Here is a 25,718-nt window from a genome sequence, read left to right as displayed (position 1 = left end):
GGATCGGCTGGGTCGGTTCAGACGATCGGGCCGCAGCGGGCGGCGAATCGGTCGCGGAGGGTGTCGAGGGTTCGGCGGTTGTGGTCTTGGTCGTGGTGGTGGGTGCGGACGAAGTGAGCGGTGTCGCCGAGGCGGCGGTGCATGGGATACCAGCGGTCGAAGTCGAGTCCGCAGCGGAGGAACACCGACGGTCCGAGCGCGTCGTAGATGAGGCTCAGGTTGTAGAGGTGCAGGGTCAGGGCGCCGTAGGTGAGGGCGGCGGCGGTGGCCGTCTTCGTTCGCAGGTCGTCGCCGTCGACGGCGTACAGCGGCAGCTCACGGAGCTTGTCGCGGAACATCAGGTGGGTGAGGAAGTAGCCGGCGAACGACAGGAATCCGAATGTCGCCGAACGGGTCTGGATCGACAGCACCGATCCGCTGGGCGAGACGTACGGCTCGTAGGGGGTGCTCGTGTGCAGCAGATAGCCGGTGCAGTTCACGAGCCAGCTGCCGGCGGTGGTCTCGGTGGAATTGCCGCTACGGAATTGCAATTCAACGGAACCGTTGCGGTCGACCGCGTCCTCGAGGTGATCCATGACCACCGTGTTCAGTCCCTCGCGAATGGTCCGCTGCTCCGACTCCGACAACAGGCCCGCGAAGAAGTTGTTCGGGTGCGGGGTCACCGCCAGCCCGGCGGTACGCAGCAGCCAATCCTGAACCTCGGGCTCGTTGGTTCCGTCGAAATGGCGTGCGATGTCGATGAACAACCGGTTCGGCATGCCGCCGCCCCACCAGCGGCGTGCCCCGCGCGGCAGGATCCGGTCGCGATTGATGAAGACGGTTCCCGGCCCGGCAACCAGGTTGACCTCCCGTCCGGGGGAAGCGGTGATCAGTGCCGCCGCGGTGTCCATGGCGGTCTTGCCGCCGCCGATGATCCACACCGGCGCATCGCTGGCGGCCATGTCATCGGCGCGCACGTCGCAATAGTTGGGTGATACCGACCGCATCCGGGTGCTCGACACCTGGAGTGGTTCCAGCGGCGTCACATTGGTGCCGAACGCTTTGATCAGTTTGGTCGCGGTGATCACGAGTGGCGTGCCGTCGGGACCGGCACAGGTGATCCGCACGCCGCCGCTGGTCTCCTCATGCGACCGGTAGTCGAAGCCGAAGTACTCCTCGACCCGAACGCGTTGTCCGATCACCCGCATGCAGTGCTGGAAATGCTCCAGTACCTCGCTCTTCGTCGCGAGGTAGGAGCGTTCCTTGCCGATCGTCCACTTGATGTCGCCCGCGGTGAACAGTGGATGGGGCTGATGCAACCGAACGTAGGGATAGGCGTCGACCCACATCCCGCCGGCTCGTGGATGCCGGTCCACGAGAATGACTTTCTGATCGGGGCTCAGGTAGCGACTCGCGACGTAGAGGGCATTGAGCCCGACGATCCCCGCCCCGACGATGCATACATCGCAGGTCTCGCCATGCCCTGGATTCACGTCAGATGTGCTCATCGGCAACCCCCAGTTACCTCTGATGAGAACACCCACGGCCACGGATGTCAACGAATAGTCGACCTGCCGTCACGTCCGCGCGCGGTCGTGGGCGAGGGTAAGCAAATCCCTGGCCACCGGGGCCGTGGTGTCCGGGTTGATGATCGACAGCCAGGCGGCACCCGCATAGACCGGATGGGGGAACAGGGAGTCGACCTCGGCGGGGTCGTGCCGGTGGTCGGCGCTCTCACGCGGCGTATGCCCCAACCGGGCGATGAAGGCGTCCCGCCCGACACTGATATTGAGGCGGAAGAGGCCCGGGCGGTTCAACTGCGAGGTCGCGTCGTCGGGGTAGTCCTTGGTGATGATCGTGGCGAACGGCTGGGTTCGGGCGGGGACCTGGCCGTCGGGGGCGTAGTAGAAGAACCTGTCGCCCCAGGCGATCTCGGGGAAGGCGCTGTCCGGGCCCGGCGCGAGGGTCAGGACGCCGTCCAGGGACTCGATGTACTCGGTGATCTGCTCGATATCCATGAGTTCTATCGTGGACCCGAAGTGCTTGTGGAGACTTGGGTGAGGAAAGCCGAGGTGAGGTGGTCGAAAGTCGCAACTCCGCTGTTCTGCGGACCGCCGATGTGGCGCGCCGCGCGGGGTATTCGGTTCAGCAGATCCGCAATCTCGAACGTGATGGCGTCCTGCCGCCCGCGACACGGACGCCGACCGGGTACCGGGTCTACGACCACCGTCATGTCGTGGCGGCTCGGGCTTACCGCGCGCTCGCGGCCGGAACCGGGCCCGTGGTGGCCAAGGACATCGTCCGCGCCGCCCAGCACGACTCCCCCGCGCGCATGCTCGCCCTGCTCGACGCCGCGCACGCCGGCCTCGACACCGAACGCCGTGATCTCGAGGCGACCCGGGCAGCCGTCCGCCACATCAGCGAGGAACCCATCACCGAGGTCCGTGGTTCGGACTCGATGAGCGTCTCCGAGCTCGCCGCTGGTCTCGGCATCCGCCCCTCGACCTTGCGGCATTGGGACACAACAGGATTGGTGACCCCGGGTCGCGCCGTTCCTCGAGACGCACGCGTCTACGCACCCGCCGACGTCCGTGACGCGCGCATCGTGCACCAGCTCCGCCGAGCCGGGTACGGCATCCCGGCCCTGGCCATCCTCATGGCCGAATTCCGGAGCGCGCGCCGCTGGAACGAGGTGCTGGAGCGGCTGGCGGTCCGGGATGCCAGCATCGAATCCCGTTCGCTGGCCTTGCTCGACGGAGCCGCCGAGCTGCGCGCCCTGCGGTCTCGGGCCTAGCCTTGCAGCGCGGCATCGAGTTCGGCGAGGAGCTTGGTCTTGGATCGCGCGCCGACGAGGGTGCGGAGCAGGTGACCGTCGCGGAAGAGCAGCAGGGTCGGCTGCGACATGATTCGGTAATCCCGCACGGCCGTGGGGTTTTCGTCGGTGTCGAGCGTGTAGATGGTCAAGGTGTCGGACCGCTCGTCGGCGATCTGAGCGAGCACGGGCTTGATCATGTGGCAGGGCGGGCACCACTCGGCCGTGAAATCCACCAGGACGGTTCCCTTGCGGGCCAGTACCTGTCGCTCGAAGCTCTCGTCGGTGACGCGGGTTATCTCGGTCATGGTCAGGATTCCTTCTCGTGGAGCCAGCGCAGGAGTTCGGCGGCGTGTCGGTCGGGCGGGAAAACGGGGTAGAAGACGTGCTCGATCACGCCGTCGCGGATGACCAGGGTCAGCCGCTTGTAGAGCCGGGTGCCGTCGAAATCGAAGGTCGGCAGCGACAGTGCGTCGGCCACCCTGAAGTCCGGGTCGGACAGCATCGTGAACGGCAGCCCCAATCGAGTGACGACCTCGTGCTGATAGCTTGTGGTCTGGCTGGACAGGCCGAAGAGCCGGTCGACGCCCGCGGCGCGCAGCTCGGTGTAGTGGTCTCGGAAGCCGCAGGACTGGGGCGTGCAGCCGCGGGCCCCCGGGATGTCATTCCATCCGGCGGGGATGTCGGCGTCGGGTCGGCCGGTCAGCGGGTAGAGGTGGATGACGGTGCGTCCGGGGTCGAGCGCGGCGAGATCGATTCGCTCGCCGCTGGAATCGTCGATCGACACCGCGGGCACGCGCACTCCGGCCAAGTGTGCGGCCGCACCGTCGTCGATCGGCGCCACCAGATCAGCCGGTAGCTTCATCAGATCGTCCGGGCCCGGAACGGGAACGGCGTCGCTGCGCCGATACGAGGCCTCCCGCAGTCGCTGGATCAGACCGTCCCTGCGGGCGGTCAGCGCCTCGATCTGTGCGGTCAGATCGTCGATGGCTCGGTGATACTCGGCCAGCGACTCCGGGCAGTCGTCACCGTGCTCGCCGCCCGCCACCAGGCATTCCAGAAACGGGCGGGTCTCCTCCACCGGAATCCCGAGCCGATTGAGCACACGGATCTCGCGCACCAGCCGAATCGTGTCGTCGTCGTACTCGCGATACCCGTTCGCCTGCCGGGCCGGAGCCACCAATCCCAGCGCCTCGTACCGCCGGATCGCTTTCGGACTGACTTCCGCCAGCCGAGCGACTTCACCAATCCGCATGACGCCGAATCTAAATGCTGCCCCTAGGGGCAAGGTCAACCCGCCACCTGTGAATACCGGGACCGGCCTAGTCTGATGACGAGATGCGCCGCCGAGACGAGCAGGAGCGACCCATGGCCGTGCCGCCTATCCAGGTAGCGGTCTGCGGACCGCGTGACGCCACCGACGCAGACACCACCCATGCCCGTGAGATCGGCCGGCTGCTGGCCGAGGCCGGTGCCACCGTGCTGTGCGGCGGCGGCACCGGCGTGATGGCCGCGGTCGCCGAAGGCGCCTCGGCTGCGGGCGGTTTGGTCATCGCTGTACGCCCCGACACCGACCCGGCCGCCGTCTGCGCCGGCGTGTCCGCGGTGCTGTACACCAACATGGGCGCAGCCCGAAACGCTGTCCTGGTCGGGTCCGCGGACGCGGTCGTCGTGGTCGGCGGCTCCTGGGGCACGCTGTCCGAATACGCGCTGGCGAACGGCCGCGGTGTGCCCGTCGTGACGATCGGTGGCTGGCAGGTCCTCGACGCCGCCGGTGCACCCGTCGCGGGCGCGGCCGTCGCCACCACGCCGGCGGAAGCCGTCGACCTGGCGCTCACCGCCGCCACCGAGTTCCGGCGTCACCTCACCGGCGCACCGTGACGCGGCCGGGATCGACCGGCGACCATCGCCGTGGCGCGGAGCGCGAACCCCACGATGCGACAATGAGCGAATGGCCGACGCAGAACGGATCAACTGGGACCACCTCACATCACGGCAGCCCACCGACGCGGACCGCGCGGCTTTGAAGGCGACCCTGGTCGAGCGCGCCCTCGCCGTCAAGCAGCACGGTTGGGACGACTACCGAGAGGAGTGGTCCCCCACCGAACTGGCCGACGTCGCCTACCTGCTCGGGGACGCCGCCGTCCTCGAGGAACTCGACGAGCACGAGGGCTCCGTACTCACCCGCTACGCCGGCAACCTCTACGGCTTCAACGGCGCCCGCAAGGACATCGCCGCCGGCCTGGTCGGCACCCAGGAATGGTTCGCCGCGGCTCGCGCGGCGCTGGCCTCCGCCGGCTAGACAGGCCGGACCGCCGTGGAGATCTGGGCGACCAGCCGCCACGGCCGGTCGGCGTCGGCCTGGGCCTTGCCGCTGGTCAGGATCGCGCCGGCGAGGCTGCGCGCGGGGTCGGCCCAGCCGTACTGGGTGGTGAGTCCGCTGCGGCCGAAATGGGAGCCGGTGTCGGGGCCGAATTTGGAACGGCGCGCGCCCAATTCGTAGCCCGCCACCGATACCCGGCCCGCGACGCCCGGCAGCCGGCGGGCCGGACGGGTCGCCGCGGCCACGGTGTCGGGCCGCATGATCCGGACACCGTCGAGTTCGCCGCCGCGGGCCAGGATTTCGTAGAAGCGCGACAGCTCGGTGGCGGTGGTGACGAGGTTGCCGGAGGGGAGTTCCGCGGTCAGGAAGGCGCGGGCGGCGGATTCGTCGGTGGGGCCGGACAGGCCGCCGCCGAGGGCGCGACCGGCGAGGTGACGCCACACCTTGGACGGGCCGGGGCCGACCCGCACGCTGGGGACCACACTGTCCACGTCCTCGGGCCGGACGCCGAAGTTGTTCCAGCGGAAGCCGAGCGGTTCGAGGACCTGCTCGCGCAGGTGGTCGCGCATGGCCCGCCCGGTGGCGCGCTGCACCAGGAGTCGCTGGATCAGGCCGCCGGTCATGGCGTGGTAGACGCGGAAACGGTTGGGCCGCCAGCTCGGAACGAGATCGGCGAGGCCGCGCACCGCGAGTTCTTCGTCGAGGACGAGTTCGGAGCCGCGGTAGGGCGGGGTGATGAACGGGACGCCCGCGGAGTGCGACATGACGTCGCCGATGGTGATGCGATCCTTGCCGTGGCTGCTGAACTCCGGCACGTAGTCGCACACCCGGTCGTCCAAGGCGAACGCGCCCTGTTCGATGAGCATGAACATCACCGCCGCGGCTACGCCTTTGGCCGTGGAGAAGCCACAGAACGGCGAATCGGGCGTCACCAGCCGCTTGTCGGCATCCGGTGCGTCCTTCGGGGCGTTGCCCCAGCCGTAGCCGATGGCCCGGTTCAGGACGATGTGCCCGCGGTGGCGCAGGCACACCTGGATGGCGGGCGTGGTGCCCATCCGATACCAGTCCTGCACGGACCGCCAGATCGCCTCGATGTCGCCCCCCGGGAGGCCGGCGACGGCGGGGTCGGATTCGGGACCGATCGTGGTCACGGCGTCGAGGTCGGGGTCGATCCGCACCAGCGCCGTCATCGGAGGGGTCATGCGACCAGCATAGGGAGATCTTGGTTCCCAGGAAGCTCCCAGCTCGGAGCCAGGGTGTTCACCGGCTGGCCGGACACACTCCCGCGGTGAGCGTGACCACCGCCGAGCTGGCCCCGTCCGAACCGACCACCCCGCCGACCGCGCAACCGGACGGCCTCGCCCCCGCCCGACGCTGGGAACGGATCGCGCTGGCGGCGCTGCTCCTCGGCACCGCGGCCGCCTACCTGTGGAACATCGGCGTCAACGCGATGGGCAACAGCTTCTACGCGGCAGCCGTCTGGTCCGGATCACGGGACTGGAAGGCGCTGCTGTTCGGATCGCTGGATCCGGGCAACTTCATCACCGTCGACAAGCCGCCGGTCTCGCAGTGGGTGATGGGCCTGTCCGGGCAGCTGTTCGGATTCAGCAGTGCGAGCATGCTTGCACCGCAGGCAATCATGGCGGTCGGCGCGGTGGCGCTGATGTACGCGGCCGTGGTTCGCGCGACCGGCAACCGTGGCGCGGGCCTGCTGGCGGGCATCGTGCTCGCGGTGACGCCCGTGGTGGCATTGATGTTCCGGTTCAACAACCCCGACGCGGTCATGGTCCTGCTCATGACCGCCGCCGCGTATTGCACGGTCCGCGCGCTGCCGCGGGCGAGTCTGCGCTGGATCGTGCTGGCCGGTGTCGCACTGGGATTCGCGTTCCTGGCCAAGATGCTCGAAGGGCTGATGGTGCTGCCCGCACTGGGGCCGGCGTACGTGATCGCCGCCCCGGCGAGCATCCGCGCCCGCTTGCTGCACTCGCTGGCCGCCGTGGGCGCGCTGATCGTGTCGTCGGGGTGGTTCGTGCTGCTCACCATCCTGTGGCCGGCGGATTCCCGGCCGTATCTGGCCGTGTCCAAGGACAACACGTTCATGGATCTGGTGCTGGGCTACAACGGCTTCGCCCGCTACCTGGGCAAGAACCACATGGGCGGCGACAACAAGAACCCCTTCGAACTGCCCGAGGGCTATCAGATTCCGGAGGCGCTGAAGCAGGGTGGCTTCGGCGGCGGATTCGGTTCCGGCCCGGACCGCATGTTCACCGGTGAGATCGGCTTCGAGATCTCCTGGCTGCTGCCCGCGGCACTGGTCGCTTTCACCCTGGTGCTGCTGTCGCGAGGCCGGCGTCCGCGCACCGACCTGATCCGTGGTTCCGCGCTGGTGTTCGGCCTGTGGCTGGTGATCGACAGCGCGCTGTTCTCCGGTATGAAGGCGGGGATGCACGCTTACTACACGCTGGCCGTCGCACCCGCCATCGCGGGCTGCGTCGCGATCGGCGCGTACGAGGTGTGGCGTCGCCGCACCGAAGGGTTCGGGCGGGTCGGGGCCGCGGCGTTGATCCTGTCCGCGGGCATCTGGAGTTTCGTCCTGCTGCAACGCGATTCCGACTGGCAGCCGTGGCTGCGCTGGACCGTCCTCGCGGCCTCGGTGATCGTCGCCCTGGCCCTGCTGGTCCTGTCGCTTCCGCCCGCGGCGCGCTGGGACCGGCGACGTACTCGCGCGACGACCGCCCTACTCATCGCCGGAGTCCTCGCGTCCCTGGCCGGTTCCACCGCCTACGCCGCCGCCACGCTGCCGCAGGCCCACACCGGTGGCAGTCCCACCGTGGGCCCGGCCCGTCCGAAGCAGTCCGGTCCGGCCGACCAGTTCCGCCGCCGGCTCTCGACCCTGATGGGCGGGCAAGCGGATCCCCAACTGGTGGCCTTGCTACAGCAGACCAATACCCGGTGGTCGGCCGCCATCGACCGTTCCTCCCCGGCGGCGGGCCTCGAATTGGCCAGCCGCACACCCGTCCTCGCGATCGGCGGCTTCACCTCGGAGGATCCGGTTCCCATCCTCCCGAAGTTCCAGCAGATGGTCCGTGACCACGCCATCACCTACTACCTGATCCCCGAGGTCGAGCTCCCCGACTCCTGGCGCGTCGACCCCAAGCCGGCGGACCCCTCCAGTCCCGCGCAACCGAATGCACCCCACGGCATCTGGCGCCCAGCGGGCAACACGGAAATCCTCGCCTGGGTGACCGCGCACTACACCGCCACCCACCACTTCGGCGACATGGCCGTCTACGACCTGACCGCGCCACCGCACTGATTCGGCCGCCCGGCATACATCAGACCGATGGGTATGCGAACATATGTTCGTGTCCGGATCGATGTCGAGCAGGCAGGAGCGCCCCGAGCGGGCGGCGATTCTGCACGCCGACCTGGACTCGTTCTACGCATCGGTCGAGCAGCGGGACAATCCGCGACTGCGCGGCCGACCGGTCCTGGTGGGTGGCGGGGTGGTGCTGGCCGCCAGCTACGAGGCGAAGGCGTTCGGGGTGCGGACGCCGATGAATCTGCGTCAGGCGGTGAGCCTTTGCCCGCACGCGATCGTGGTGCCGCCGCGGATGTCGGCCTATTCGCAGGCCAGCAAGGCGGTGTTCGAGATCTTCCGGGACACCACGCCGGAGGTCGAGGGCATCTCCATCGATGAGGCGTTTCTCGACGTGGCGGGCCTGTGGCGGATCGCGGGAAGCCCGGTGGAGATCGCGCGTGGACTGCGGGAGCGGGTGCGGGCCGAGGTCGGGCTGCCGATCTCGGTGGGGGTGGCTCGGACCAAGTTCCTCGCCAAGGTGGCCAGCGCGGTATCCAAACCGGATGGGCTGCTGGAGGTTCCGCCGGACAAGGAGCTGGAGTTCCTGCATCCGCTGCCGGTGGAACGACTGTGGGGCGTGGGCGCCGTGACGGCCCGCGAGCTGCACGAGCGCGGGATCACCAAGGTCGGCCAGCTCGCCGACATGGGTGAGGGACCGCTGGCCGCGGTGCTGGGCCCGGGTGTCGGCCGGCACCTGCACGCGCTGTCGTGGGCGCGTGATCCCCGGCGCGTGGATACCGGTCGGAGGCGGCGGTCGATCGGCGCGCAACGGGCCATGGGGCGGCGGTACCGCAGCGACGAGGAGCTCGAAGCGTATCTGCACGGACTGGCCGATCGGCTCGGGCACCGGCTGCGCAGAGCGGGGCGGGTGTGCCGAACGGTGGTGTTGCGCATGCGCTTCGACGACTTCACCCGCGCCACCCGCTCGCACACCCTGCCGGAGGCCACCGACAGCGGCACGGCGATCCTGCGTGCGGCGCGCACCCTGCTGGCGACGGCGTTGCCCCTGATCGAGGAGCGCGGTGGGCTCACGCTCATCGGCCTGACCCTGACCAATCTCGATCGGGCCGACAGTATGCAGTTGTCGCTGCCGTTCGAGGCGCGCGCGGAATCGACCCTGGATTCGACGCTGGACGCGCTGCGGGATCGGTTCGGTGCGGGCACGGTCACCCGCGCGGCGCTGCTGCGCAAGGGTGAAGGGCTGTCGGTGCCTCTCCTCCCGGACTGATCAGTCGTGTTCGGTGGCGCGGGTAGCCTGTGACGCATGGCTCTCGACCACGGTGACCCCGGCGACGCTCCCTCGACTCCGCCGCCGCTGACCCCGATCGTGAACACCACGCGGCCGTCCGCGGCCGATGAGGCCAGAACGGTTGCCGCGGCGACGAACACGGCGACCTTGGCGACGCTGTCCGCCGACGGCGGACCCTGGGCCAGTTTCGTCACGTACGGGCTGCTCGAGGGTCAGCCGGTGCTGTGTGTGTCCCGCATGGCCGAGCACGGCCGCAATCTGGCGGGCGATCCACGGGCCAGCGTCTCGATCGTCACCCCGGATCTGCCCGAGGATCCGCTGGCCGGAACGCGATTGACGCTGGCCGGTGTCGCCGAGCGGCCCGAGGGCGCGGAGGCGGTCGCCGCTCGTGAGGCGCACCTGGCCGCGGTCCCGGCCGCCAAGACCTATATCGACTTCAGCGATTTCACGGTGTGGGTACTGCGCGTGCGGCGGGCCCGGTGGGTCGGCGGCTACGGCCGGATGGATTCGGCGACGGCCGAGGAATACGCGGCGGCTCAGGCCGATCCGATCATTCCCGCCGCGGCGCGGGCGATCGCACATCTCAACGATGATCACGCTGATGCCTTGCTCGACATGGCGCACGCGCGCGGCGGGTACCCGGATGCGACGGCCGCGGTCTGCGAACGTGCCGACCGGTTCGGACTGGATCTGCGGGTCACCACGCCCCGCGGCATCGCCGTGACGCGGATCGGCTACCTCCAGCCCATCGACGCCATCGCCGAATTGCGTGCGGCGACAGTCGAATTGGCACGAGCCTCGAAGGATGCGCCATGACCCACGGCGCCGCCGGTCAGGGGCCCGAACAGGGGCGCGGTACGAGCGGCGATCACCATCCCCATGGACAGCGGATGTCCTTCCGGCGCTGCGAAGACGCGCAGACCGCACGACAGTCCGCCACCTTTGGGGGATGATTGGGCCATGTCGGACAAGCCGTCTGTGCTCGAGCATCATCGGATGCCAGAGCATAGCGCCATGCGCTTGTCCGGCACGGTCGAAGCCATGCTCTGGACACACCGCAACTGCGTCGAAGGCGACGGCGGCACCGAGCAATCCTGTGGACGACGGCAGCAACTGCTCGAACTGCGCGCCCAGCACGGCTGGAGCTGGCCGCTCCCCAAACCCGACGCGGTCTGGCGGCTACAGCCCTGACCCGGCGCCGGACACGCGAAACGGGGTCTGCCGCAACGGGAACGCGCGCTCGATCTAGGGTCGAGACATGCCGGAACCGACCGAGATCAGCGAACGCCCGCCCGGGGATCAGTCCGCGGTGATCGCGGTGCCCGACGAGGTGCGCGGCGAACTGCGGCGCGGGGTGCGCAGCGTGCTGATCGACGCGGCGGCCTTGCGGCTGGTGCGGGACCGGTTCGACGAGGTCCAGGCGGAATCGTTGCGCCGCTATCTCGAAGCGTCGCAGTCGGCGAACACGCTGCGCGCCTACCGGACCGATTGGATCGCGTGGGCGGCGTGGTGCTCGGCCGAATCCCGGCAGGCGCTGCCCGCGGACGCCCTGGACGTCGCGGTCTATCTGGCCGCCGCAGCCGACGCGCGTCGGGAGAACGGCGAATGGGCGTTCAGCGCGGCCACTTTGGAACGCAAGGCCGCCGCGATCGCCGCGGTCCACGCCGCCAACGGGCTGCCCTCGCCGACCCGCTCGGACGTGGTGCGGCTGACCCTGCGCGGTATGCGCCGCACCCGCCGCAGCCGGCCGAAACGCAAACGGCCGGTCCTGCTGCACACCCTCGACCAACTGCTGGGCGAACTTCCGCCCGCGGCGTGGCCGACCGAACCGGCGCGCCGCCGCGACACCCTGCTGCTACTGGTCGGCTTCGCGGGAGCGCTGCGACGCAGCGAGATCGCCGCCCTGCGGATCACCGACGTCAGCGTGGCCACCGACCACACCACCGGCGAGCCGCTGCTGCTGATTCAATTGCCCGCCACCAAGACCGACGCCACCGGCGTGAACGAACAGCGGGTGGCCCTCCCCCGCGGTCAACGCCCGCACACCTGCCCGGTATGCGCCTACGCCGACTGGACCCGGCTGCGCGAAGCGCACGCCGATGGTGACCTCCGCACCTGGATCGACGCCCGCCCCGCCCCCGACCCGCGCCTGCACCGCTGCCACGGCTTCACCGGCACCACGCTCATCGACCCGGATCTGCCACTGTTTCCATCGATCTCACGCCACGGCGGTCTCGCGGCAACCGCCATGTCCGGCCGGGCGGTCGCAGAACTGGTCAAGCGCTACGCGGCCCGCGCCGGTCTCGATCCCGCGCTCTTCTCCGGCCACTCGCTGCGCGCCGGCTTCGCCACCCAGGCCGCCCTGGGCGGCGCCAGCGACCGCGAAATCATGCGCCAGGGCCGCTGGTCCAATCCGCGTACGGTGCACGGCTACATTCGGACAGCGAACCCCTTGGAGGACAATGCCGTAACCAAGCTGGGACTCTGAGGCGCGATTCCTCCGGTCAGGCGATCTCGGCGGGCGCCGACAGTGCGGCCTGCATCGCCACGCCGTCGACGTAGGTGTGCTTCTCGCGCACCAGACCGCCTTCGACCAGCACCAGGTCCGCGATGTCGACATGTACGGCGGCTCCGGTGATGGAGGTACCGGTCAGGACCCATTGGACGACCCAGAAGTCCTCGCCCACACGCAGATTCACCATCGTGAAGGTCAGATCCGGGACGAGGGCGAAGTTCTCGGCGGCGGCGGCGCGGATCGCGTCGCGCCCGCGCGCGGGTTCGCGACCGGAGTGCAAGTGGAAAATGGCGTCGGGCGTGTGCAATTGGGCGATGCGGTCAGGGTCGTGCGCGGCCCAGCAGGCGTGATAGCGCTCGAAGAGATCCTTGGTATCGGACATGAGAAGAATCCTTCTGAGATACAAACAGGATGACTGCATGTTCCCGGAGGGCGGGTGACCGGGTCAAGGGGTGTTCTGCCAGCTATCGAGTAGCTCAATACGCAGGTCGCGGTGGTAGCGGGGGCTTAGGCTGATGGAATCGCCGTGTGGTGTCTCTCCAAGGGGGCCCGATGTCTCAGAACGCCGAACTGCGAATCGCGCTCGTCTGCTACGGGGGCGTATCTCTCGCCATTTATATGCATGGCATAACTAAGGAATTACACAAACTCGTCCGCGCCTCCCGAGCTTTCGATGAGCGGTTCGGCACCGGGGCGGAGAACGTGAATCCCTTCGTCGGCGCCGACGGCAAGCCGGTCGATACGGAAGGCGTCTATTTCGACGCTCTTTCGCGGATGAATGCGCGAGGACGGCCGCTGTCGGTCGGCATCGACATCATCGCGGGCACCTCCGCCGGGGGCATCAACGGTGTCGTGCTGGCCAAGGCGATCGCCCAGAACGCCGATCAGGGACAGCTGAAGCAATTGTGGATCGACCAAGCCGATCTCCACCGGCTGCTGCGGGGCTGGCGGATCGGCACGCTGCCGCTGCGCTTCGCGCTGGCCTTCGCGGTCAAACTCGGCACGTTCTGGACCGGGCGCTCCGTCCTCAGGGGTGATCTGATGTCGCGCCTGCTGTACGGCGCCCTGTCGAGCATGGACGACCGAGGAACCGTCCCCTGGTCCGCCACCACGCCGGGTCCCGTGCCCGCGACGCTGATTCCGCAGGAGGGCGAGCTGTCGCTGTTCGTGACCACGACGGACCTGAACGGATTCGATGTGGCGGTCGCGTCGAGCGGCGGCGGGGTCGGGCAGCGCGACCGGCAGCACGCGCAGGTACTCCAGTTCCTGCGCGACGACGACGATCCGGCGGCCTTCGGTCCGCACGCCACCCCGACACTGTCCTTCGCCGCGCGGGCGACCTCCGCGTTCCCCGGTGCGTTCGAACCGGTCAATCCCACGACCTTCCCGGCCGAGGCGGGGTTCCCGCGCGGTACGCGGGTCGATACCGATCGATTCCGGTACAGCTACCAGGAGATCGGGCGGGACGCGGGCACCGCCTGGTTCGTCGATGGCGGCGTGCTGGACAACGCGCCCTTCGACCTGGTCATCGAGGCGATCGGACGCAGACGGGCGGCGACCCAGGTGTATCGCCGACTCGTCTATATCGAACCGGACCCCGCGTGCGGCCTCTCGGCCGCGGCCGCCGACACCAACGCGGGCAAATCCTCGAAACGCCGGTGGGCGGCCGATGTCCGCAAGGTGCTCATCGGGATCCGGGGCAGTCGGTCCCTGATCCCGGACCTCCTCCGGTTGCGCGACCTGAACGAGAAGATCGCCGAAGTGGGCGCCATCTCCATGCAGCAGGAGGCCGAAGTCCTCGACCACGTCGCGAGTGCTCTCGCCACGCTCCCCGGCATCGAGCGATCCGCGCCGCAGCCCGGCTCGCGGGGCTTGCGCGCGGCGATCGAGTCCATGCCGCCGCTGGACTTCCTCATGGATCAGGCGGACTTCCAGAAACTGTCGGACCGCCTGTACGCGGATGCGGTGACGGCGCTCGGATCGACCTGGAACACCTACCAGAGGCTCAAGGCCGACGCGGCCGCCCGGTGCCTGGCCGATGCGATCGTGGCGCATTTCGCCTTGCCCGGCGAATCGGGGACCGCGGTCTTCATCCGGTGCGCCATCGCTTCCTGGCTGCGCAGCCAACCCTGCTGGACCGCATCGGATTCCAGCGAACTGTCGCCGCTGCTGAAAGACATGGACGCCCCCTACCGGCAGCGCCGGATGCTGTTCATCGTGGCCGGACTCAACCGGCTCTACACCGTCGAGGGCGGGCCGCCACGCGAGGACGTCAACGACCTCAAACGCCAGGCCTGGGCACAACTGGAGACGATATCCCAGGCGCCGTGCACGGCGATCCAGGCGCTGTCCGAACAGCAGGTACTCGACTTCCTGGACCCGGTTCGCCTGCAGGCCGGGGACTTCCAGGGGGTGCGCTTCGGGACGCCGGAGGATTTCGCCGCCCGCGCGACGAAGAATTTCGACCGGCTGTTCACGGAGTATCGCGCAGTGATCCGGGGGCTCATCGGAAACGACGGGCAGACGCTCTGGGAGGCGTTCGCGCGAACGACATCGCCGTGGAACAAGCGCGACCGGATTCTCCTGGCCAGTCGCTACTTGGGATTCGGCCTCTGGGACGGACTGTTGTTCCCGACGATCTCGTTGTCGGAGCTCCCGCAATTCAGCCCCATTCCGGTGGTGCAATTCAGTCCCTTGCGCGCGACCGCGCTGACGCCACTCGGGCAGCGCAAGCTCAAAGGCGTTGCCCTGCACCACTTCGGCGCGTTCGCCCACGCACCCGACCGGGAGAACGATTACCTGTGGGGGCGGCTGGACGCGGTCGAGTTGATATTGCGGACGCTCGACGAAACATTCCAGAACGATGGCGATGTGGGACGAACCCTTCTTCCCCAGGCGCTGGCGGCGGTGCTCGCGACCGAGGGCGATCTGCGGCGCATCCCTGCGACATTGATGGAATCCCTGCGCGCGCAGATCGCCGCACTCGAAGCCGGGAAAATTGGTTATAACCGCTGAATCGAACTCTTTCCGGGTGCTGTGAAGTGCGTCACTACGCCCGAGGAAACAGCCGTAAAAACGGTGAGCGGAGTCACCGCGGGTGGACTGTCCACCCGATCGACTGCTTTCCTGTATGACGAAGATTCATTTCAGATTGTCTGGGTCCTGGATCGCGGTCCGGGGCCGCTGCCTTCCGCCGCCGTGGCGTGAACACTCCGCCAACGGCCAAAAAAGCAACAGGAATCCATAGTCATGCGTCTGATGTCCGCACCGTCGGAGGAAACAATTCGTGCCGCGCTGGAAATGGCACGGGAAGCCCCACTCGCCAACGGCACGCTGCCATGGATGTGGTGGCTCGACGGTGCCGCACTGCATATCAGGATGGACGAGCCGCACGTGCCGCTGATCTTCGATCCGGCGGTGGAGCGGGCCCGGATGATCGGCAACGGCGCCGCCCTGCATCACCTGCGGACCGCGCTGACCGCCTTCGGCTGGGCCGTGGTGACCGTGCCGCTACCCGACCCGCGCGATCCGAATCATCTTGCGGTGCTTCATCTCGCGCCGAGCACGGCCACCCGCGATCAGATCGGTCTGGCGGGTGCGATCTTTCAGCGGCAATTCCAGCACAACCGCTTCCGCCCCTGGGAAATGCCGGCCAACATGATCCGCTCGATCAGCGGCAGCACCGCCGGGACCCGGGCGGCGGCCCGGCATGTGCCGGATCAGCTGCGGCGCAATCTGTCGAACGCGTATCGCGCGGCCGCCGACCGTGACGGCGACTACGGCGAATTCCTGACCGGTGTCGCGGGACGAATCGACCAGCGTGACCTCTCGGCCAGGGCCGCACTGCCGAGCTGGAGTTCCAACCGGTGCGCGATCGAGCCGATCCCCGCCACCGGCAGCCCCTTCGACGACAACGACCCGGACTCGGCCGAACTGCTCATCCTCTGCACACCCACCGACGACCGGCTCGGCCATCTCAACGCCGGTGTGGCCGCCAGCTCCATCCTGTTGACCGCCGCCCGCAACGGTCTGGCCAGCTCACTGCTGACCCAGACCATGAAGGTTCCGGCGGTGCGGGAGGGCGTGCGCGGCGCACTGCTGCACGAGTGCGCCTATCCGCACGCGCTCATTCGGCTCGGCCGCCCCGACCAGTCCGATGCCGGGGCAGGCTACGTCCAGCCCCTGCCGGGCACCAGGAAGGCGGCCTGAACGGCGCCGGCCACCGGCTCGGCGGGCCGACTCGACCGCGACCGCTCAACCCACGCACCGACAACATGGATTGTCTTGACAAAATTATTTGTCGGTGCGAAGGTTGAGCCATGCTCGACGTCGCAGTGATCGAAGAACCCGCGGCGGCAGAGGCGTCCCTGGACCCGATCCGGTCTCGGATCCTCGCCGCACTCGCCGAACCAGGGTCGGCGGCCATGCTGGCCGGACGGCTGGGGCTGCCGCGGCAGAAGATCAACTACCACCTCAAGGAGCTGGCCCGGCACGGGCTGGTGGAGTTGATAGAGGAACGTCGCAAGGGAAACGTCACCGAGCGTGTGTATCGCGCTACCGCAGCGTCTTACGTGATTTCGCCCAGTGCGATGGGGGCGGTCAGTCCCGATCCGGCGCGATCGCCCGATCAGCTGTCGGCGCGGTGGCTGCTGGCGCTGGGGTCGCGGCTCGTGCAGGAGGTCGGGACGCTGCTGAGCGGGGCCGCGCGGGCACAGCGGCGGGTCGCGACGTTCGGGATCGACGCGCAGGTGCGGTTCGCCTCCGCCGCCGACCGCGCCGCGTTCGCCGAGGAGCTGGCCGATGCGGTCACCTCGCTGGTGAGCCGCTATCACGACGAGTCCGCACCGGCGGGCCGCAATCACCGGGTGGTGGTCGGGATGCATCAGATTCCCGACGCCGCCACCGAAACCGCAGCAGGACAGGGGAACTGACCATGGGACATCCGTTCGAGATCGAACTGGAGGAGCACCTGCCCGCCACCCCGGAGCAGGTGTGGGACGCGATCGCGACCGGGCCGGGGGTCGACTCCTGGTTCATGGGGCGCAATGAGATCGAAGCGCGCGAGGGCGGGATCTCGGCCATGGAGACCGGTGGGCAGCGGGAAGAAGCCGTGATCACCGCCTACGAGCCGGGTAAGCGGCTCGCGACCCGCACCGGGACCGCCGAGGACGGGCGGTTCATGGCCTTCGAGTATCTGATCGAGGGGCGCGAGGGCGGCAGCACCGTGCTGCGGGTCGTGCACAGCGGCGTGCTGGGCGACGACTGGCAGGACGAATACGACGCGCTGCGGCGGGGCTGGCCGTTCCACCTCAATACGTTGCGCGAATACCTCCGCTACTTCCCGGGGCGGATCGCGGTGCCCGTATTCGGTGTCGCGACAGGCTCTTCCGGCCGCGCGGTGCGGGACGCGCTCATCGAGGCTTTGACCCTGCCGACGCCGCTCGTCGCGGGCGCCCAGGTGCACGCCTCCCCCGCCGGCCTGCCGCCGATCGACGGCGAGGTGGTGTGGGCCGACGACGAACGGTTCGAGATCCGCACCGCCGATGGCCTCTACACCTTCCATCAGGCACCCACCGGTCTGGCCCTGATGTTCCACCACCTGTTCGGACCCGACACCGACGGCGCCGAAATCGCTTGGCAGCACTGGCTCACCGCCCTGGTGAGCTGAACCGACTCGATCATCACTCGCACCCCAGATATCAAGGAGAACAGCATGCGCACCCTGATCAGCACCGCCTTCGTGTCCCTCGACGGTGTCGTGGAAGGCCCCGGCGGCGAACCCGGCTACCGGAACTCCGGATGGACCTTCAAGGACATCGACTTCGTTCCCGAGGCCTACGAGATCAAGGGCCGCGAACAGGAGGAGTCGGCGGCGATCCTGTTGGGCCGCACCAGCTATGAGGCGTTCAGCCCCGTGTGGCCGGACATGGAGGACTTCGCCGGCTACAAGGTGATGCCGAAGTATGTCGTCTCCACCACCTTGAAAGAGGACGACCTGGTGTCCAACTGGGGCGAGACCACCATCCTGCGTTCGCTCGACGAGGTCGCCAAGCTCAAGGACACCGAGGGCGGCCCGATCATCGTCCACGGCAGCGCCACCCTCAACCGCGGCCTCTCCGACGCGGGCCTCATCGACCGCTACCACCTGCTCGTCTTCCCGCTGCTGCTGGGCGCGGGCAAGCGACTGTTCCCCGACACCGACAAGGATGTCCAGAAGCTGAAGCTGGTCGAGTCGGAGACCTATGCCAACGGCATCCAGAAGAACGTTTTCGACGTCGTGCGCTGACCATTCCCGGCTGCTTCGTATTCGGGCCCGGCGGATCGAATCCGCCGGGCCCGAATGTTCCTACCGGCACCGGTGGTCATCCGCGACTACGCTCACCCCGTGGGCTCAACCGATTACGGACCGGGTGACGTCGTCTACTTCCCGTCCGGACCCTTCTCCGGAATCTGCGGCGTAGTCCGCACCGTCGACCCCCACCGCGAAGAACTCCGCATCGACTTCGCCGAAGGCATCGTCCACCGCGAGGGCGGTGTGCTTCGCGAACGCCGCCACACCTTCACCGTTCGCTTCGACGAAGTAGAACTCGTCTGACCGCGTGAGAGCACGCCAGGGGCGGTGCGAAGCTACCAGCGGTCCCAGCGGCAGGGTTGTATTTCCCGGAGGCTGAGACTCTGCGGTGAGGAACCTGGGATAACGGGCGATGGTGGTGGCACCTGTCACAGTGCCATCCAGGAGGTCTGACCGTCGTGCGATTCCACTTCGCTGAGGCTGCGGGCGACCCTGCCCATTGGCTCCCGCTGGCGCGATCGCTCGAGGAGGCCGGGTTCACCGGCATCTGTTTGGCGGACAGCCTTGCCTATCCGGCGGAATCCGACGCGCGGTATCCGTATACCGAGGATGGGACGCGGGAGTTTCTGCGGGGGAAGCCGTTTATCGAGCCGCTGGTGTTGGCCGCCGCGGTGACCGCGGCTACCAGCAGGCTGGAGGTGACTCCATTCGTGTTGAAGTTGCCGGTGCGGCCGCCTGTGCTGGTCGCCAAGCAGGCGGCATCGGTCGCGGCGCTGAGTGGAGGCCGGTTGTCACTGGGCGTCGGGATCAGTCCCTGGCCGCAGGACTTCACGATGATGGGCGTGGACTTCGAGAAGCGGGGCAAGCGGCTCGACGAGTGCATCGATATCGTTCGCGGCCTGTGCGCGGGCGGGGCGTTCCAGTTCCAGGGGGAGTTCTATGACATTCCCGAGATCGAGATGAATCCGGTTCCCGCACAGCGGTTGCCGATTCTGATCGGTGGGCACAGCGAGGCGGCGTTGCGGCGGTCGGTGGTGCGGGGCGACGGCTGGATGAGCGCGGGTGGGAGCAGCGAGGAGCTCGACAGGATACTCGGGCGACTGGGTGAACTGCGGCGAGAATTCGCTCCGGAGAAGGAGTTCCGGACCTTTGCGGCGTCCCGTGAGGCATTCACGGTCGACGGGGTGCGACGTCTGGCGGATTCGGGGGTCACCGATGTGGTGGTGGGGTTCCGCGGGGTTCACGAGAACGGCCCCGACGAACGCACCCTCGATCAGCGGACCGAGCAGATCGAAAAGTACGCCGCCGCGGTCATCGCGGCGCTCTGAAATCCCGAGGAGAAGATCATGGATACGATCGAGTCGATTCGCCGGCTGAAGTACCGCTACCTCCGGGCACTGGACCTGAAGAACTGGGACGAATTCGCCGACACCCTCACCCCCGATGTCACCGCCGAATACGGTCACCGCCTCTCATTCTCGGACCGCGACGCTCTGGTCGGTCACATGCGCAACAGCCTGACCCCCGCGATCATCACCGTCCACAACTGCCACCACCCCGAAATCGACATCGACGGCGATACCGCCACGGGCACTTGGTATCTCACCGACCAGGTCATCTTCACCGAACAGCGCCAGATCCTCTCCGGCGCCGCCTTCTACTCCGACGAATATCGCCGCTGCGACGACGGAGTCTGGCGGATCAGCAAGACCGGCTACACCCGCAGCTACGAAGCCATGGAATCGGTCAGCGATACCTGGCAACTGCTCGAGAACCGCTGGCGCTGAGCGAATGCCGCGTGCTCACGCGGCATTCGCCGATGGCATCGGCTAGAGGCGTATCGCCGTGCGGACCAGGTCGGCGACGGCTCGGGATCTGCTGTGTGGTGGCCAGGCGATGGCGGTCGTGACGGCCGGTGCGTCCGGCACCGGCACGATGGCGTGATCGTCGCGGAGTTGGGCTCGCAGCGACTCGGGCATGAGCGCGCAGGCCCGTCCGAGCGTGATCAGTTGGGTCAACTGGGTCTGGTCGCGAACCTGCGGGCCGGGGCCGTCCGGATAACTCCCATCCGGTCGAGGCCACCGCGGCAGGGGCAGGTCCGTCAGGGTCTCGACCTCGGTCATCGACAGGTGGGGGCGGTTGGCGAGGGGATGCCCCGCGGGCAGGACCACGACCTGCTGTTCGGTGTGCAGGTCTTCGGTGTCGAGTCCGGCTGTCGTGTCATAGGGCCGGTGGAGCAGGGCAACGTCGGCACTCCCGTTGCGGAGCAGTCTTTCCGGCTCACCGGGCCCGCACAGCATCACCTCGACGGCGACAGCGCCGGGTTCGACGGCGTAGGCGTCCAGCAGCTTCGACAGCAGTTCTCTGGACGCTCCCGCCTTGGTGGCCAGCACCAGACCCGGCCGGTCGGCAGCGGCGCGCCGGGTGCGGCGCTCGGCGGCTTCGACCGCTTCGAGGGCGAGCCGGGCCTCCCGCAGCAGGACGGCCCCGGCCTCGGTCAACGTGATCACGCGCGAAGCGCGCTGCAGCAGAACGACTCCGAGCCGCCGTTCGAGCTGCTGGATCGCCCGCGACAGCGGTGGTTGCGCCATCGCGAGCCGTTGCGCCGCCCGCCCGAAGTGCAACTCCTCGGCGACGGCGACGAAATATCGCAACTCCCGCGTCTCCACCACGTCATCGTATCCGGCGCTCACCAGGACGAATACCCGTGCGGTATCGGCGCCCACCCAATCGGTCTTGGACGCCCCACCCGAGTCGGCAGCAGGATCGGCGGTGTGAGTGAACGAACGATTGCGCTGGTGACCGGCGCGAACAAAGGAATCGGATACGAGATCGCCGCGGGCCTGGGCGCCCTCGGCTGGCGAATCGGTGTGGGCGCGCGAGACCGGCAACGCCGCGAGACCGCGGTGGAGAAGCTGCGCGCGGCCGGGACCGATGCGTTCGCCGTACCGCTCGATGTGACCGACGACGCGAGCGTGGCCGCTGCGGCCGAGTTGATCGCCGAGGAAGCCGGCGGCCTCGACGTCTTGGTCAACAATGCCGCGATCACCGGCGGTATGCCGCAGACACCGACCACGGTCGATCCCGCGACCGTGCGAATCGTCGTGGAAACCAACGTGATCGGGGTCGTCCGGGTGACCAACGCGATGCTGCCGATGCTGCGGGCCTCGGCCTCGCCGCGAATTGTGAACATGTCCAGCAGCGTCGGTTCGCTGAGTCTGCAAACCACACCGAGCATCGATATGGGCCCGGTTCCCACCGCGTACTTGGCGTCGAAGTCCTTCCTCAACGCCGTCACCATCCAATACGCCAAGGAACTGAGCGGCACCGGCATCCTGATCAACTGCGGCTGCCCCGGTTTCACCGCCACCGACCTCAACGGCTTCAGGGGCGACCGCACACCACAGCAGGGCGCGGCCATCGCGATTCACCTCGCCACCCTGCCCGACGACGGCCCGAGCGGCGAATTCATCGACGACGCCGGAGCCGTGCCCTGGTGACAGGAACACCGGCGCCCCACCACATCCCGCTCGAGTGATCAGCGACGCCTCGCGCGCCGGAGGAGAAGCGAGGCCATGACAAGGGCAGTCAGGTCCGCCGAGTTCGGTGGCATCGGGGTGTTGCGGGTCGACGAGGTCGTCCGCCCTGTGCCCGGCGACGAGCAGCTCCTCATGCGGATCGAAGCGGCCGGCATCAATCCCGATGAGGCGGCCATCCGGTCCGGCGCGATGGCTGAGATCTTTCCTCGACCTCTCCGTTTGGGCAGGGCAGCGATGTCGCCGGGGTCGTCGAGGAAGTCGGCCTCGGAGTCGCCCGATTTTCGGTCGGCGACGAGGTGATCGGGTTCTCCGAGAAGTGGTCCGCCCAGACCGAGTTGGTCGTAGTCGACGTTGACAACCTCACACACAAGCCGCGCAACGTCTCGTCGGCAGTGGCGGGCGACCCGGTCGGTCGTCGGTGTGGCCGCGCTGCGCCCCGCGAATCACGATCGGGGGCACAGCGCGGCCGAGGCGGTCGGCGCCGGTTCGAAACCGCAGGGTCAGTGGAGGATCGGGAAGTTGGAGCGGAACATGCCGTGTGGGTCGCGGGCGTGCTCGAGCTTTCGCAGCCGGTCCAAGGTGCCGGTGTCGAAAACCTCGGTGGCGCTGTCGCCCGCGGACAGCACGGTGAACGGTTTGCGGCTACCGATTCGCGCACCCAGATCGGCGATGATGCGCTCGAGCTGACTGCCGGTCCTGATCGGGTGCTCGGGATACTGTTCGACTGTGGGAACGGGACTGAACGCTGACGGCTGGCTCGAAGCGACGCAGAGGTCGTACGACACCGTCGCGACTACATATGCGGACCTCACCCGTCACCTCTTGGACGAAACACCCCAAGAACGTTCAGCTTTGGCGTCGTTCGCCGAACGAGTGCGCGTCCAGGGCGGCGGCCTGGTCGCGGATGTGGGCTGCGGGGCGGGGCGGATCACCGCCCACCTGCGTCAACTGGGTGTCGACGCATTCGGAATCGACCTCTCGCCCGGGATGATCGAAGTGGCCCGCCGTGATCACCCCGATCTCCGGTTCGACGTCGGCTCCATGACCAACCTCGCCCTCCCGGACGCCTCGATAGCCGGCCTGGTCGCATGGTATTCGCTGATCCACATCCCGGATGACGAGCTCGGTTGCGTCGCCGGCCAATTCCGGCGAGTGCTTCGCCCGGGCGGGCCACTGCTACTCGGCTTCCACGTCGGAGACGAGTCGAATGTGAAGACCCACGGCTACGGCGGACACCCCCTGCATCTCCATGTCCATCGCCGCCGGCACAGCCGAATGCGCACGTGGCTCGAGGACGCGGGCTTCGTCGTCGAGACCGAGAAGACTCTGACCTCGGCCGAGAGTCCGCTCGGCGGGATCATCCTCGCGCGCCGCAAGACCGAGTAGAAGCCAGCACTCACGCACCGACGAACCCGCACCACGCGGCGATCACCTCGATCAGCGAATTGTGTGGTCGCGCCCACGCCAAGTCGGCTTGGGAGGGCGTCTCGTCTCGTCCTGCCCGCCCCGGCTTCAGGCGACGCCCTCCTCATTCTGTGGATCGGTGATTGTCTCGGCAGCATGTGGCCGTTGTGCGCCGAGGATCACCCGGCTGCGGGTTGCAGATCGTTCATGAGCAGGCGGAGGGTGAACTCGAAGCGCTCGTGTCCGCTGCCGGAGATCAACTCGGAGGCATGGCGTCGAGTCAGCGGGAATTTCTCGGCGGGCAGTGCGGTGAAGCGGTCCAGCAACTCCTCGTGGCCGAGCACCCAGTCCTGATCCTGGTGCTTGCGCCGTTGCTGGACCAGTGACTTTTCCAGTGCGTAGGCGCTGACGTAGAGCGACATCGCGTCGCGGGCCCATCCGGCGGCCCTCGGTTCGATGTCGCCCGCGAGCAGGATCGCCAGGATTCCCTCGCCGACCCGCAGCGTTTCCAGGTTGGTCGGCACCATGGCCAAGGCGGCTCGCGAGACTCCGGGGTATTTCAGGTACAGGTCGCGGATCTGCGTGTACACCCCGAGCAACTGTTCACGCCAGGCGTCCGAATTCGGTTTGGGGAGAATGACTTCGGCGTAGAGCCTGCCGATCAGCAGATCATCGATGTCGTCCTTGTTGACGATGTGCGCGTAGAGCGACGACGGACCGGTGCCGAGCGCGGCGGCGACCCGGCGGATGGTCAGCGCGTCATATCCCTCGGTGGCGACGACCTCCAAGGCGGCGTCGGTGATCCGTTCGACGGTGATGGGCTTCTTACGTTGCGCCGACACGGCCGCCTCGGCTGCGGGTTGGGCGTGGCGGGCTGCGCGGCGTTGGCGGGGATCAGCGGGCATACCGGCAACTGTAGCTTGACACGAACTAAGTTCGTTGCGTAGAACTTAGATCGTCATAGCGAACTAAGTTCGTTCGCGGTTCAGGAGGTGCGTGATGCGAGTTTCCGTCGTCGGAGCCGGTCTGGGAGGTCTGGCTCTCGCGCAGGGTCTGCGGAATGGCGGGATCGAGGTCGACGTGTTCGAGCGCGACCCGGGGATCGTCGCGCGGTTCCAGGGCTACCGGCTCGTGTTGAATCCCACCGGTTTCCACGCGGTGCGCGGCTGCCTGCCGACGTGCTGGCACCCCCTGCTCGACGAGATCGTCATGGACGCCTCCGCCGAACAGCTGATCCTGGACCCGCGGCTGAACGAGATCGGCAGGCTCGGCGCGGGCCGGACCGGCATCGTCGTCGATCGGCAGGTGCTGCGACACCTGTTGCTGACCGGTCTCTCCGTGCACACCGATGCCGCGCTGACCGGCTACGACGTGCTGGCCGATGGCGGGGTCCGAGCCCGGTTCGCCCGCCGCGACCCGGCCACCGCCGACCTGCTCGTCGGCGCGGACGGCGTCACGTCCGCGGTCCGCGGGGTGTTGTCGCCGCAGACCACCCCGACCGACACCGGTGTCCGGTTCGTCATCGGCCGCACCCCGCTGACCGACGAATTCGCCGGTCTGTCCAAGGCATACGGCTCGAAGATCACGGGCGGCGGCGTCAGCCTGCTGCTCGGTGCAATGCGATTCCGTACCCCGCCGAAGCAGGCCGCCGAGCAACTGGCTCCCGAAGTCACACTGCCCGATATCGGCGACTACGTGCGTTGGGCCATGATCCTGCCGCCGAACGGCTCGCTGGAGGACCTGACCGCCCAGGAAGCCGTGCTGTCCAGGATGGAAGGTTGGCACCCGCAGCTGCGCGCGCTGATCGAGCAGGCCGACCCCGACAACAGCACGCTGCTGTCCATCCGGGTGGTCGAGCCCGGTGAGCGCTGGGCGTCCGGCCCGGTCACGCTGCTCGGCGACGCGATCCACGCCACCTCCCCGACCGGCGGCAACGGTGCGAACACCGCGCTGCGCGACGCGGACCTGTTGCGCCGCTGCCTGATCGAGGCCAACGAAGCCCGTCGGGATCTGCTCAGCGCGGTCGACGACTACGAGCGACAGATGTTCGTGTACGGCAACGAAGCCGTGCGCAGCAGCCTCGAGAAGCTGCCCGCCTTCGCCCCCGAAGCCACACTGTCCTGAGGACGTTCACCTTTCGCCGCTGCGGATCCCGCGGCCCCAGAGCGTGACCGGTTCGAACGGCGGCACATCGTGGCCAGGAACCGGTGGCATCTCATCAGAGCTGAGGCAAGCGCTCACTTC

28 protein-coding genes and 1 pseudogene are annotated in these 25,718 nt (G+C 68.1%); 20 read left to right on the top strand and 9 right to left on the bottom strand.

What is annotated here, in order from left to right; all coding sequences use genetic code 11:
- Positions 1–17 precede the first annotated feature (17 nt).
- Together ACQPYY_RS17200 and ACQPYY_RS17195 are read right to left on the bottom strand one after the other, a co-directional pair.
- On the bottom strand, positions 18–1,487 hold the full coding sequence (locus ACQPYY_RS17200) for a potassium transporter (RefSeq protein ID WP_433594513.1): 1,470 nt from the start codon (positions 1,485–1,487) through the stop codon (positions 18–20).
- Positions 1,488–1,556: 69 nt separating this feature from the next.
- Positions 1,557–1,997 carry a DUF6194 family protein gene (locus ACQPYY_RS17195; RefSeq protein ID WP_433594512.1) on the bottom strand — a complete coding sequence of 147 codons (441 nt, stop codon included), beginning with the start codon at positions 1,995–1,997 and terminating at the stop codon, positions 1,557–1,559.
- Positions 1,998–2,056: 59 nt separating this feature from the next.
- Between ACQPYY_RS17195 and ACQPYY_RS17190 the strand changes: the two genes are divergently transcribed.
- Positions 2,057–2,773, top strand: coding sequence for a MerR family transcriptional regulator (locus ACQPYY_RS17190; protein WP_433594511.1), 717 nt, complete (start codon positions 2,057–2,059; stop codon positions 2,771–2,773).
- Here the strand turns inward: ACQPYY_RS17190 and ACQPYY_RS17185 are convergent.
- Positions 2,770–3,099, bottom strand: coding sequence for a thioredoxin family protein (locus tag ACQPYY_RS17185; RefSeq protein WP_379099316.1), 330 nt, complete (start codon positions 3,097–3,099; stop codon positions 2,770–2,772). The two genes, ACQPYY_RS17190 and ACQPYY_RS17185, sit on opposite strands and share 4 nt — an antisense overlap.
- A gap of 2 nt (positions 3,100–3,101) precedes the next feature.
- A complete protein-coding gene (locus ACQPYY_RS17180) occupies positions 3,102–4,046 on the bottom strand; it encodes a MerR family transcriptional regulator (protein WP_433594510.1) in 945 nt (314 codons plus the stop codon).
- Between the two features lie 113 nt (positions 4,047–4,159).
- Between ACQPYY_RS17180 and ACQPYY_RS17175 the strand changes: the two genes are divergently transcribed.
- Together ACQPYY_RS17175 and ACQPYY_RS17170 are read left to right on the top strand one after the other, a co-directional pair.
- Positions 4,160–4,672: a dethiobiotin synthetase gene (locus ACQPYY_RS17175; RefSeq protein ID WP_433594509.1), complete on the top strand. Its 513-nt coding sequence runs from the start codon at positions 4,160–4,162 to the stop codon at positions 4,670–4,672.
- A gap of 70 nt (positions 4,673–4,742) precedes the next feature.
- Entirely contained in the window at positions 4,743–5,093 is a 351-nt protein-coding gene (locus tag ACQPYY_RS17170) for a hypothetical protein (RefSeq protein ID WP_379099307.1), read from the top strand.
- Here the strand turns inward: ACQPYY_RS17170 and ACQPYY_RS17165 are convergent.
- Positions 5,090–6,316 (bottom strand): serine hydrolase domain-containing protein, encoded by a 1,227-nt coding sequence (locus ACQPYY_RS17165; RefSeq protein WP_433594508.1) that lies wholly within the window; start codon positions 6,314–6,316, stop codon positions 5,090–5,092. The two genes, ACQPYY_RS17170 and ACQPYY_RS17165, sit on opposite strands and share 4 nt — an antisense overlap.
- Before the next feature lie 86 nt (positions 6,317–6,402).
- On the opposite strand from ACQPYY_RS17165, the gene ACQPYY_RS17160 reads away from it, so the two are divergent.
- The 5 genes from ACQPYY_RS17160 to ACQPYY_RS17140 all read left to right on the top strand — a co-directional run bounded on the left by ACQPYY_RS17160 (position 6,403) and on the right by ACQPYY_RS17140 (position 12,212).
- On the top strand, positions 6,403–8,430 hold the full coding sequence (locus ACQPYY_RS17160) for an ArnT family glycosyltransferase (protein WP_433594507.1): 2,028 nt from the start codon (positions 6,403–6,405) through the stop codon (positions 8,428–8,430).
- A gap of 43 nt (positions 8,431–8,473) precedes the next feature.
- Positions 8,474–9,703: a DNA polymerase IV gene (gene dinB / locus ACQPYY_RS17155; RefSeq protein WP_433594506.1), complete on the top strand. Its 1,230-nt coding sequence runs from the start codon at positions 8,474–8,476 to the stop codon at positions 9,701–9,703.
- A gap of 36 nt (positions 9,704–9,739) precedes the next feature.
- The gene (locus ACQPYY_RS17150; protein WP_433594505.1) at positions 9,740–10,540 is read left to right on the top strand and encodes a HugZ family protein; all 801 of its coding nucleotides are present in this window, start codon (positions 9,740–9,742) and stop codon (positions 10,538–10,540) included.
- Positions 10,541–10,720: 180 nt separating this feature from the next.
- Positions 10,721–10,915: a hypothetical protein gene (locus ACQPYY_RS17145; protein WP_433594504.1), complete on the top strand. Its 195-nt coding sequence runs from the start codon at positions 10,721–10,723 to the stop codon at positions 10,913–10,915.
- 67 nt (positions 10,916–10,982) lie between these two features.
- Complete coding sequence (locus tag ACQPYY_RS17140; protein WP_433594503.1) at positions 10,983–12,212, top strand: site-specific integrase; 1,230 nt, start codon at positions 10,983–10,985, stop codon at positions 12,210–12,212.
- A 16-nt stretch (positions 12,213–12,228) separates the two neighbouring features.
- Here the strand turns inward: ACQPYY_RS17140 and ACQPYY_RS17135 are convergent, their stop codons facing one another.
- The gene (locus tag ACQPYY_RS17135; RefSeq protein ID WP_433594502.1) at positions 12,229–12,621 is read right to left on the bottom strand and encodes a nuclear transport factor 2 family protein; all 393 of its coding nucleotides are present in this window, start codon (positions 12,619–12,621) and stop codon (positions 12,229–12,231) included.
- Positions 12,622–12,791: 170 nt separating this feature from the next.
- Here ACQPYY_RS17135 and ACQPYY_RS17130 point away from each other — a divergent pair, with 170 nt between their 5' ends.
- From ACQPYY_RS17130 to ACQPYY_RS17095, 8 genes are all read left to right on the top strand, one after another.
- Positions 12,792–15,254 (top strand): patatin-like protein, encoded by a 2,463-nt coding sequence (locus ACQPYY_RS17130; RefSeq protein WP_433594501.1) that lies wholly within the window; start codon positions 12,792–12,794, stop codon positions 15,252–15,254.
- Between the two features lie 243 nt (positions 15,255–15,497).
- Entirely contained in the window at positions 15,498–16,448 is a 951-nt protein-coding gene (locus ACQPYY_RS17125) for a hypothetical protein (RefSeq protein WP_433594500.1), read from the top strand.
- A gap of 110 nt (positions 16,449–16,558) precedes the next feature.
- Positions 16,559–17,170 carry an ArsR/SmtB family transcription factor gene (locus ACQPYY_RS17120; RefSeq protein WP_379099277.1) on the top strand — a complete coding sequence of 204 codons (612 nt, stop codon included), beginning with the start codon at positions 16,559–16,561 and terminating at the stop codon, positions 17,168–17,170.
- 2 nt (positions 17,171–17,172) lie between these two features.
- Positions 17,173–17,907, top strand: coding sequence for an SRPBCC family protein (locus ACQPYY_RS17115; RefSeq protein WP_433594499.1), 735 nt, complete (start codon positions 17,173–17,175; stop codon positions 17,905–17,907).
- A 45-nt stretch (positions 17,908–17,952) separates the two neighbouring features.
- On the top strand, positions 17,953–18,525 hold the full coding sequence (locus ACQPYY_RS17110; protein ID WP_433594498.1) for a dihydrofolate reductase family protein: 573 nt from the start codon (positions 17,953–17,955) through the stop codon (positions 18,523–18,525).
- A 99-nt stretch (positions 18,526–18,624) separates the two neighbouring features.
- Positions 18,625–18,834 (top strand): hypothetical protein, encoded by a 210-nt coding sequence (locus ACQPYY_RS17105; RefSeq protein ID WP_379099269.1) that lies wholly within the window; start codon positions 18,625–18,627, stop codon positions 18,832–18,834.
- A gap of 155 nt (positions 18,835–18,989) precedes the next feature.
- Entirely contained in the window at positions 18,990–19,859 is an 870-nt protein-coding gene (locus ACQPYY_RS17100; protein WP_433594497.1) for a TIGR03619 family F420-dependent LLM class oxidoreductase, read from the top strand.
- Positions 19,860–19,877: 18 nt separating this feature from the next.
- A complete protein-coding gene (locus ACQPYY_RS17095) occupies positions 19,878–20,318 on the top strand; it encodes a nuclear transport factor 2 family protein (RefSeq protein ID WP_379099231.1) in 441 nt (146 codons plus the stop codon).
- 42 nt (positions 20,319–20,360) lie between these two features.
- On the opposite strand, the gene ACQPYY_RS17090 is transcribed toward ACQPYY_RS17095, so the two are convergent.
- On the bottom strand, positions 20,361–21,257 hold the full coding sequence (locus ACQPYY_RS17090; RefSeq protein ID WP_433594496.1) for a LysR family transcriptional regulator: 897 nt from the start codon (positions 21,255–21,257) through the stop codon (positions 20,361–20,363).
- Positions 21,258–21,305: 48 nt separating this feature from the next.
- Between ACQPYY_RS17090 and ACQPYY_RS17085 the strand changes: the two genes are divergently transcribed.
- Entirely contained in the window at positions 21,306–22,031 is a 726-nt protein-coding gene (locus tag ACQPYY_RS17085) for an SDR family NAD(P)-dependent oxidoreductase (RefSeq protein WP_433594495.1), read from the top strand.
- A gap of 263 nt (positions 22,032–22,294) precedes the next feature.
- A pseudogene (locus ACQPYY_RS17080) lies at positions 22,295–22,360 on the top strand (hypothetical protein); the annotation flags it as partial.
- A 210-nt stretch (positions 22,361–22,570) separates the two neighbouring features.
- Here the strand turns inward: ACQPYY_RS17080 and ACQPYY_RS17075 are convergent.
- Entirely contained in the window at positions 22,571–22,855 is a 285-nt protein-coding gene (locus ACQPYY_RS17075) for a hypothetical protein (protein WP_433594494.1), read from the bottom strand.
- Positions 22,856–22,922: 67 nt separating this feature from the next.
- Between ACQPYY_RS17075 and ACQPYY_RS17070 the strand changes: the two genes are divergently transcribed.
- Positions 22,923–23,456 carry a class I SAM-dependent methyltransferase gene (locus ACQPYY_RS17070; RefSeq protein ID WP_433594493.1) on the top strand — a complete coding sequence of 178 codons (534 nt, stop codon included), beginning with the start codon at positions 22,923–22,925 and terminating at the stop codon, positions 23,454–23,456.
- A gap of 197 nt (positions 23,457–23,653) precedes the next feature.
- On the opposite strand, the gene ACQPYY_RS17065 is transcribed toward ACQPYY_RS17070, so the two are convergent.
- Positions 23,654–24,379 (bottom strand): TetR/AcrR family transcriptional regulator, encoded by a 726-nt coding sequence (locus ACQPYY_RS17065; protein ID WP_433594492.1) that lies wholly within the window; start codon positions 24,377–24,379, stop codon positions 23,654–23,656.
- Between the two features lie 94 nt (positions 24,380–24,473).
- On the opposite strand from ACQPYY_RS17065, the gene ACQPYY_RS17060 reads away from it, so the two are divergent.
- Entirely contained in the window at positions 24,474–25,598 is a 1,125-nt protein-coding gene (locus tag ACQPYY_RS17060; protein WP_433594491.1) for an FAD-dependent oxidoreductase, read from the top strand.
- The last annotated feature ends 120 nt before the right edge of the window (positions 25,599–25,718 follow it).

Source organism: Nocardia sp. CA-145437 (assembly GCF_050956485.1).
Lineage (GTDB): Bacteria > Actinomycetota > Actinomycetes > Mycobacteriales > Mycobacteriaceae > Nocardia.
The sequence above is the reverse complement of the archived record's forward strand: the minus strand, read 5'-3'. Positions and strand labels throughout refer to the sequence as shown.